Source organism: Paenibacillus algorifonticola (assembly GCF_000971975.1).
Classification (GTDB): domain Bacteria; phylum Bacillota; class Bacilli; order Paenibacillales; family Paenibacillaceae; genus Pristimantibacillus; species Pristimantibacillus algorifonticola.
This window is the reverse complement of the sequence record NZ_LAQO01000108.1, coordinates 1-906: the sequence shown is the minus strand read 5'-3', so window position 1 is coordinate 906 and position 906 is coordinate 1. Positions and strand designations below refer to the sequence as shown.

The 906-nt window shown below is 45.5% G+C and carries 1 protein-coding gene; it reads right to left on the bottom strand.

The features are described from left to right. Window positions 1-906, bottom strand: a 906-nt coding sequence (locus WH37_RS33165) for a LamG-like jellyroll fold domain-containing protein (RefSeq protein WP_046234950.1), incomplete at both ends; no start/stop codon positions are given.

Genomic DNA, 906 nt, shown 5'->3' with positions numbered 1-906 from the left:
TCCGTTATTTCCGTAGCCGGACGAGTCCGCGGCTGTAGTACCGCTCGTTTCGTCAAATTTATACCAGGTGAACAGACTGGAATCAGGCATACTATTTGGGGTTGCTGCTGAAGCAATAGATGAAATACCTGATGCTCCTACCGCATTGACTGCCGTGATTTTAAAATAGTAGGTTGTATTCGCCTTTAATCCGCGGACGGCAAATGTTGTTCCGCTAATCGCATCCGAATTTAATTTTGTATATATCGCATTCACTGCTGAAGAAGTAGACATGTAGACATGATAATCGGTTACACCCGATACGGCTGACCAACTTAAGTTGATTGAACTGTAACCCGCTGTTATCGCCGTTGCCCCTGTTGGCGTTGCCGGCACGGTTGCCAATGTTTGCCCATTCATTACGCCAGCAATTTCAGACGAGCTTAAAACACGGTTATAGATTCGGAAATCGTCAACCTGCCCTTTCAAATATTTATCTCCTGTCCATTCCGATTTTCCGATAAAGTTTCCGCTGGTAGTTGGCGACAAATCGGAAGGTTTAAACGTCATGCCTGTATTGGTTGCTGCCTGAACTCCGTCTATATACAGAATTCCGATGCTGCCGGATAACGTTACTGCAATATGCTTCCATGTGTTAGCGGTTACATTACCGCCCGGTGAAATATTCTGTTCCGCCGTATTACCATTAGCGGTAATCGTAAATCGGCTTCCATTAAGCATCATCATCATATATTTCGTTGGCGTCGCGGCAGCTGCCGGCCCTGCCGTAAATAAGCTGATTGCATCGGCCGTATTGCTGGACTTCACCCAGGCTGAAAATGTCATATTATTCAAACGATCTACAATATGGCTTGGCAATGCTACATAAGCTGCAGTCGTATTCGTTCCTCCAAAGTTAATCGCATT